6 protein-coding genes and 2 pseudogenes are annotated in these 7,553 nt (G+C 60.6%); 5 read left to right on the top strand and 3 right to left on the bottom strand.

Translation table 11 applies throughout. The annotated features are described in order from the left end of the window. Nucleotides 1-419 precede the first annotated feature (419 nt). Nucleotides 420-941: pseudogene (locus A3722_RS20990) on the top strand (acyl-CoA dehydrogenase family protein); the annotation flags it as partial. A gap of 60 nt (nt 942-1,001) precedes the next feature. Here the strand turns inward: A3722_RS20990 and A3722_RS25010 are convergent. From A3722_RS25010 to A3722_RS20980, 3 genes and pseudogenes are all read right to left on the bottom strand, one after another. Further along, a pseudogene (locus tag A3722_RS25010) lies at nt 1,002-1,274 on the bottom strand (IS21 family transposase); the annotation flags it as partial. Between the two features lie 209 nt (nt 1,275-1,483). Then, nucleotides 1,484-2,665, bottom strand: coding sequence for a CaiB/BaiF CoA transferase family protein (locus tag A3722_RS20985; RefSeq protein WP_067624573.1), 1,182 nt, complete (start codon nt 2,663-2,665; stop codon nt 1,484-1,486). Between the two features lie 18 nt (nt 2,666-2,683). Continuing rightward, nucleotides 2,684-3,829: a CaiB/BaiF CoA transferase family protein gene (locus A3722_RS20980; RefSeq protein ID WP_067624575.1), complete on the bottom strand. Its 1,146-nt coding sequence runs from the start codon at nt 3,827-3,829 to the stop codon at nt 2,684-2,686. 104 nt (nt 3,830-3,933) lie between these two features. Here A3722_RS20980 and A3722_RS20975 point away from each other — a divergent pair, with 104 nt between their 5' ends. Genes A3722_RS20975 through A3722_RS20960 form a run of 4 tightly spaced genes read left to right on the top strand, consistent with a single transcriptional unit; the run spans nt 3,934 to nt 7,494 of the window. Then, nucleotides 3,934-4,311, top strand: coding sequence for a Zn-ribbon domain-containing OB-fold protein (locus A3722_RS20975; RefSeq protein ID WP_067624578.1), 378 nt, complete (start codon nt 3,934-3,936; stop codon nt 4,309-4,311). Between the two features lie 3 nt (nt 4,312-4,314). Beyond that, the gene (locus A3722_RS20970) at nt 4,315-5,466 is read left to right on the top strand and encodes a thiolase (protein ID WP_067916420.1); all 1,152 of its coding nucleotides are present in this window, start codon (nt 4,315-4,317) and stop codon (nt 5,464-5,466) included. Between the two features lie 23 nt (nt 5,467-5,489). Next, a complete protein-coding gene (locus A3722_RS20965) occupies nt 5,490-6,347 on the top strand; it encodes a MaoC/PaaZ C-terminal domain-containing protein (protein WP_201722089.1) in 858 nt (285 codons plus the stop codon). Between the two features lie 10 nt (nt 6,348-6,357). Continuing rightward, nucleotides 6,358-7,494 carry a CaiB/BaiF CoA transferase family protein gene (locus tag A3722_RS20960; protein ID WP_067628102.1) on the top strand — a complete coding sequence of 379 codons (1,137 nt, stop codon included), beginning with the start codon at nt 6,358-6,360 and terminating at the stop codon, nt 7,492-7,494. Nucleotides 7,495-7,553: the final 59 nt, after the last annotated feature.

Here is a 7,553-nt window from a genome sequence, read left to right as displayed (position 1 = left end):
TAGCGACGGTGCCAAGGGGAGTGTAAGAAGACGACGACCTGAATGGGCAAAACGATCGAATAGATCTGGATTGGGAAAACCAGTTAGGGCCTACGAGCTCAGAGCTCGCTCAACAGATTTGGACCTGATCCGCTGATCACCATCCCGGCCCGCGGCTTTTGGAAGTGCCGCATCTCGAGGCCTTACAGAAGACCGCACTCGATCACTCGCCAATAGGGTCAAAAAATTCTTGCACTACGGGCGGCAACCACAGAAGGCCCTAGTTGGGTGATGGATGAACACAAGATGTTCGCGGATAGCACACGCAAGCTTTTTGATGCCGAAATGGCTCCAAACATCTCAACGCATATGGCAGTGAGGAACAGAAGAAAAAGTGGTTGCCGAAATTGGTTAGTGGTCATCATGTCGCCGCCATCGCGATGACCGAACCGGGAACGGGCTCTGACCTCCAGAACGTCCAGACCCATGCGGAAAAGGATGGCAACCACTACAAGATCAACGGCTCGAAGATCTTCATCACCAACGGACATACAGCCGATCTAGTTGTTGTCGTGGCAAAGACCGACCGTAACGCTGGCGCCAAGGGCGTTTCGCTGATCGTTCTGGAAACCGAGGACGCCGAAGGCTTTCGTAGGGGACGAAACCTGAAGAAGTTGGGCATGAAGGGGTCGGATACTGCCGAGCTGTTCTTTGAGGATGTGCGCGTGCCGACGGCAAACCTGCTTGGCTCGGAAGAGGGGCAGGGGTTCTATCAGCTAATGAAGCAACTGCCGTGGGAGCGGCTGATGATTGGCGTTACCGCGCTAGGCTTCATTGACTTTGCCATCGATGAAACCGTGAAATACGTGCAGGACCGCAAGGCGTTCGGCAGCCGGATCATGGATTTCCAGAACACAAGGTTCAAGCTGGCGGAATGCAAGACCAAGGCCGAATTGCTGCGCAGTTTCGTCAATGACGGGATCGCACGGCTGGAAGCGGGCGAGCTTGATGCGGCCACGGCCTCGCAGCATCTCCTCGTAAATGGCCACCGGGCGCAGCCCGGGGCTGGCCCGCAACATCGGCACGACTTCCGAGTCGAATATGTGTTCCAGCGGATCGGGACGCCGCCGCTCTCTGCTCGGCGTCTTCTGCGACGGGAGCCGGGGATCCTGCACGATCCGATAGGCGGTTGCCCGGCTCATTCCCGCCTTCGCGGCGGCGGTCTCGATGGGGTGGTCTTGTCTCAGCTTCATGAAAAGCCTCGTCTGATGATCGGTTACATGGCAACCCGGCACAAAGGTGGTTCTCCAGTCCTGAAAACCACCAGCGTAGCGGGCTAGCCGCGATCACAGACCCCAAAATCGGGCGCAGCGGCGGGTGTGTGCCTCCGGTCGGGCTACGCCCTCCCTTCGACACACACCCGCCGCAACGTCTCATCCTGATTGACGCTGAGGCTCATCCTGTTTGTCGCGCAGCAGATTGATCCGCCCGGAACCGGGAGGGGCTATTCCTCACCCGGCCCGAATGTCTCTTCCCCGAATATCTCGTCGTCGTGTTCCCCCAGCCGGGGGGCAGGGCGGTGGTCATGTCGCGCCGGCGTCGCCGAGAACCGGATCGGTGGGCGTGTCGTCCAGATCGCACCTTCGGATGGGTGATCAATCTGCTGAAAGAACCCGGTCGCGGCAAGATGGGGGTCGCTGGGCAAATCCGATAGGTTATTCACCGGCATGGCGGGGATGTCGGCCTGCTCCATCAGGGCAAGCCAGTCATCCGTTGTCCGGGTCAGCGCAATCTGCGCCACCATATCGTATACAGCGCCGATGTTGCGGCTGCGGTTGTCCATGTCAGTGACCCAGACGTGGTCGATCATGTCATCGCGCCCGACCGCCTTGAAGAACCGCGCCCATTGTATGTTGGTGTAGGGCAGAATTGTGATATATCCATCTGCCGTCTTAACCGGACGCCTATGCGGAACCAGCATCCGGGCATATCCGAAATCCTGCGGGGTCTCTTCGAAGGTGGCACCATCCAGATGTTCGGCCAGCAGGAAGGCGGCCAGCGTCTCAAACATCGGCACCTCGACATGCTGGGCTTCTCCCGTACGCTCTCGGTGGAACAGGGCTCCCATCACGGCATAGGCGGCCGTCACGCCGCCAAGCTTGTCGGCGAGAATCGTAGGGGCATATGCGGGCGGCGCTTCGGGATCGCGCAATGTTGCCAGGCTAGCCAACCCGGAAACCGACTGGACGGCATCGTCGAACGCGGGTCGGGCGGCATAGGGTCCGTCCTGCCCGAATCCAGTGGCAGATACCGTGATCAGGTTCGGATTTTCCTGGCGTAGGGTTTCGGGATCGAGAGATAATCTGGCTAGCGCCGCAGGCCGTATGCTTGAAATCATCACGTCGGCATCGATAAGCAGCTTGCGCAATCGATCCCGACCGGTTTGCGTCTTCAGGTCGAGCACAACGCTGCGCTTGTTGCGGTTGGTCCCCAGAAAGGCGGCCCCCATCAGCTTGTTGCGGGACGGCTGGACCTGGCGCAAAAGATCTCCCTCGGGGCCTTCTACCTTGATCACATCGGCCCCCAGATCGCCCAGCATTTGCGTGGCCAAAGGTCCGAAAACGACCGAAGTCAGATCCACGATCTTCACGCCTTCCAGGATCGCGGGTTTCTGCGCAGCTGTCATTTAGTTACCCACCCTTTTTCATGAACGAGTGCCGAACTCGGCGCGAATGGCTTTGCCTTCCGCATCGAAGGCCGGGCAGGGGCCCAGTGTCGTTTCGCCGACGCTGCGCCGGATCGGGGGTGTCGGGACCTTGATCCCGCCGGAGGGTGTGCCAATCACGGACCGGTCAAGCTGAGGGTGATCGGACAGGGTCGCCACGTCGTTCACGGCCCCGGAGGCAATGCCCGCAGCGTCAAGCCGCTTCAGCATCTCGGCGCGGTCATGAGAGGAGAACACGGCCTTGATGAGCGCTTCGAGCGCGGGCTTGTTTTCGAGGCGCGCCATGTTGTCATGAAACCGGGGGTCGGTTGCCAGAGTTTCATCGCCCAGTATGTGCTCACAGAACCGTTGCCATTCGCCGCTGTGTTGCACGGTAATGACGACAAGCTGGCCGTCCTTGCACTCATAGGCGCCGTAGGGACAGATCACCGTGTGGTTCAGACCGACGCGGGGCGTCGGTTTGCCAAGATAGTCGTGATAGAGCAGCGGAACCGACATCCAGTCGGCCATCACGTCGAACATGGCCACCGAAACGCCGCTGCCTTTGCCGGTGCGATCACGCCCGATCAGCGCTTCGCATATCCCGGCATGGGCTGTCATGCCCGTGGCGATGTCGCAGACCGACACGCCAACCCGCCCCGGCCGGTCCGGCGTGCCGGTCACCGATGCCAAGCCGCTTTCGCATTGCACCAGAAGGTCATAAGCCTTGGCGTTGCGCATCGGGCCGTCTTCGCCGTATCCGGTGATGTCGCAGGTCACAAGCCGCGGGAACTTCTCTCGCAAGGTCGTCGAATCCAGACCCAGCTTTGCCAGGGCGCCCGGCAAGAGATTTTGAATGAACACATCCGCGTTTTCCAGCATCCTGAGCAGGATTTCCCGGTCCTCGGCGGCTTTAATGTCCAGGGCGACCGATTCTTTGCCTCGGTTCAGCCATGTGAAATAGGCGCTTTCACCATTGGCGGCGGTATCGTAGGCGCGGGCGAAATCGCCTGTGCCCTTGCGTTCGACCTTGATCACCCGCGCACCGGCATCGGCAAGCCGCGAAGAGCAAAAGGGCGCCGCCACCGCCTGTTCGAGCGCGATGATGAGCTTACCGGAAAGAGGGGCTGAATTTGAACCAGACATGGCGTTCTCTCAAGTGATCCTATGGGCTTGACTAAATCTAACATTTGTTAGAAACATTATCAATACGCTTAACCAGAGACTGGATTACTTGAAGGAGGACGCCGGTGCCGGACGCCAAAGGACCAGACCATATTTTCCAGGGCGCGCTGACAAAAGGAGAGATCCTGCTGCCAAAGTGCGAAGACTGCGGGGCCTATCATTTTTTCCCGCGAGTCCTGTGTCCCCATTGTCATGGCACTGCGATTTCGTGGAAGCAGGCTACCGGCAAGGGACGGGTCCACACCACAACCGTCGTGCGCCGAAAGCCAGAACGAGGGGGCGACTACAACGTGTGCGTTGTCGAACTGGACGAGGGCGTCCGGATGATGAGCCGGGTCGAGGGCATTGCTCCGGGTGAGGTCGCCATCGACATGGCTGTAACCGCTTTCGTGGGCGAGGCCGAGGGCGCTCCGGCCGTGCTTTTCAAGCCGTCGGAGGGATAAAATATGACCGCTGAACTTCGGGGAAAATCCGCCATCGTGGGAACCGGTCATGCCGGTTTCGGCGAGGCCCATGGTCTGACGGCATATGATGTCATGGCGCAGTCCGCACTTGCAGCGCTTGGCGATGCCGGGCTGAAACTGTCCGACGTGGACGGGCTGTTCTGCACCATGATGGAAGACAGTATGCCGGCGCTTATGGCGGCAGAGTATCTGGGCATTCAGCCGCGTTTCATTGATGGCACGATGTCGGGCGGATCGTCCTTCGTGAATTATCTGACGTCTGCGACCATGACGCTTGATGCCGGTCTGTGTGATGTCGCCCTGATTGTTTATGGCTCCAATCAGCGCACCGCGTCGGGCAGGCTGGTGACCGCCTCGCGCCCGCCGGCCTATGAGGCGCCGTACAATCCGCGCTATCCGATCTCCGCATATGCGATGGCCGCGGCGCGGCACATGCATGAATATGGCACCACCCGCGAACAGCTGGCCGACGTGGCCGTTGCCGCGCGGGCCTGGGCGCAGCACAACCCCGAAGCGTTCGAGCGCGGCCCGCTGACCCGCGAGGACGTGTTAGGTGCGCGCATGGTAGGCGATCCATTGACCGTGCGCGATTGTTGTCTTGTCACCGACGGCGGCGGTGCGATCGTGATGGTTCGCGCCGAACGCGCGCGAGACTTCCCGAAGGCCCCGGTTTACGTTTTGGGCAGCGCGGCGGAAAGTTCGCACCGGCAGATTTCGCAGATGAAGGATTTCACCGTGACTGCAGCCCGCGACTCAGGCGCGCGCGCCTTTGCGGCGGCCGGAGTGACCGCTGCGGACATCCAGGCGGTCGAGCTTTATGATGCCTTCACCATCAATACCATCCTGTTTCTTGAAGATCTGGGGTTCTGCGCCAAGGGCGAAGGCGGGGCCTTCGTCGAAGGCGGGCGCATCGCGCCTGGCGGTGTCTTGCCGGTGAACACGAATGGTGGGGGTCTGTCCTGCGTGCATCCCGGCATGTACGGCATATTCACCGTGATCGAGGCAGCGCGCCAGATCCGTGGCGATGCCCCCGGCATTCAGTTGAACGGTGTCGATCTGGCGCTGGCGCATGGCAACGGCGGTGTGCTGTCCAGTCAGGTCACGGCAATCTTGGGGTCGCAAAACACCCTCTAAGAACGAACAAGGGAGGAAAGATCATGCCATTGGATTTCGACGCGCTGTCGAACTGGGACTTCGAAGAGATCGAACAGACGCTGACCGAGCGGGATACCATCCTGTATGCGCTCGGCCTTGGGTTCGGCGAGAATCCCACCGACAAAAAGGAACTGGCCTATGTCTATGAGGACGGGCTCAAGACGGCTCCATCGATGGCGGTCACTATGGGGTACCCCGGCTTCTGGCTGCGCGATCCCAAGACCGGTGTGAACTGGCAGCAAGTGCTACATGGTGAACAGTGGCTGGATATCTACAAGCCGCTGCCAACCCATGGCCGGATTGTCGGCCGCAGCAAGATCGACTTCATCTCCGACAAGGGCGAGGGCAAGGGTGCCGTCATCTACCAAAGCCGCGATATTATCGACGCGGACAGCGGTGAAAAGCTGGCGCGCGTGGCGATGTCGGCCTTCTGTCGCGGCGATGGCGGCTTTGGCGGTGAAAACAAGGCGGGCCCGGCACCGGCAACGCTGCCTGACCGCGCGCCCGATCACGTCTGTGAAATCGAAACCCTGCCACGTCAGGCGCTCATTTATCGCCTCAGCGGCGATTTCAATCCGCTTCACGCTGACCCGGATGTCGCCCGTTCGGTTGGGTTCGATCGCCCGATCCTGCATGGTCTGGCAACCTACGGGCTGGCGGCTCGGGCGATCCTCAAGTCGCTGCTCGATTATGACGCAGCCCGGCTTGTCGGGCTGGACGTGCGGTTTTCCGCCCCGGTCTATCCCGGTGAAACCGTGCGGTTCGAAATCTGGGAAGAGGACGGCGAGGCCCGGTTTCGCGCGTCGGTCCCGGCACGCGACGTCGTTGTTCTGAACAATGGCGCCGCGCGCTTCGCGTGAGGAACAGAAGATGACTCAACCGCTCAAGGATATTCTCGTGCTGGATTTCAGCACCCTGCTTCCCGGCCCGATGGCAACGCTCATGCTTTCCGAGGCCGGTGCCGAAGTTGTCAAGTTCGAACGGCCCGGGGTCGGTGAGGACGCGCGCCACACGGAACCCATGATCGAAGGAGAGAGCATCGGCTTTGCTGTGTTGAACCACGGCAAGCGATCGGTGGCCATCGACCTCAAGTCAAAAGACGCAATGGATGTTCTGCGCCCTTTGCTCGAAAAGGCCGACGTTCTGGTAGAGCAGTTCCGCCCCGGTGTGATGGACCGGCTCGGCCTGGGATACGATACCGTGCGCGAGATCAATCCGGGTCTCATCTACTGTTCGATTACCGGCTATGGCCAGACCGGACCAAAGGCCAGCGCCGCTGGCCACGACCTTAACTACGTCGGTGATGCGGGTATCCTGTCGCTGAGCCGCGGACCGGATGACCAACCAACGGCACCGTTCGGGCTGGTCGCCGATATCGGAGGCGGAACCTATCCGGCGGTGATGAATATCCTGCTGGCCCTGATTGCGCGGCAGGCAAGCGGGCAGGGGACGCATCTGGATATCGCCATGTCCGAGGGGGCGTTCACCTTTGCCTATTGGGCCCATGCCGAAGGTGTGATCGCCGGGCAAAACATCGAAAGCGGCGGCAGCCGCCTGACGGGCGGCCTGGCCCGGTATCGGCTTTATACGGCTGCGGACGGGCGTCAGATCGCCGTTGGCGCGTTGGAAGAAAAGTTCTGGCAGTCGTTCTGCGATGTCATCGGTTTGCCGTCGGCGCTTCGCGATGACTGGTCCGAGCCTGATTCCTGTGCTGCGGAAGTTGCGCGTCGTCTGGGGAAACAGCCCTCGACCCATTGGGAGCCTTTGCTGGCGGCGGCCGATTGTTGCTGTTCGGTCGTAAAAACGCCCGCCGAGGCGTCGCGTGACCCGCATTTCAAAGCGCGTGACGTTTTTGGGCGAACCCTGAGCATATCCGGCCAGAATGCGCCCGCATTGCCGCTACCGATTGCGCCGGAGTTCCGGTCTCCGGCCAACTCGGTCGGAGTTGCGGCCGCCTTGGGAGAAGACAATGCGCGTTACGGGCTGGGCGCGCCGGATACAGATTAAATCCCGTTGACGTGCTGGTGGTGAATCACTATTCTAACAGATGTTAGAAAAGAGGAGAT

The organism is Sulfitobacter sp. HI0027, from assembly GCF_001634775.1.
GTDB lineage: Bacteria > Pseudomonadota > Alphaproteobacteria > Rhodobacterales > Rhodobacteraceae > Sulfitobacter.
Note: the sequence above shows the minus strand (reverse complement) of the source record. Positions and strands in the feature narration are given on the sequence as shown.

Excerpts from the sequence above, each read along its gene's own strand:
- A3722_RS20985 (WP_067624573.1), bottom strand. The coding sequence starts at position 2,665 with ATGACAGCTGCGCAGAAACCCGCGATCCTGGAAGGCGTGAAGATCGTG.
- A3722_RS20980 (WP_067624575.1), bottom strand. The coding sequence starts at position 3,829 with ATGTCTGGTTCAAATTCAGCCCCTCTTTCCGGTAAGCTCATCATCGCG.
- A3722_RS20970 (WP_067916420.1), top strand. The coding sequence starts at position 4,315 with ATGACCGCTGAACTTCGGGGAAAATCCGCCATCGTGGGAACCGGTCAT.
- A3722_RS20965 (WP_201722089.1), top strand. The coding sequence starts at position 5,490 with ATGCCATTGGATTTCGACGCGCTGTCGAACTGGGACTTCGAAGAGATC.
- A3722_RS20960 (WP_067628102.1), top strand. The coding sequence starts at position 6,358 with ATGACTCAACCGCTCAAGGATATTCTCGTGCTGGATTTCAGCACCCTG.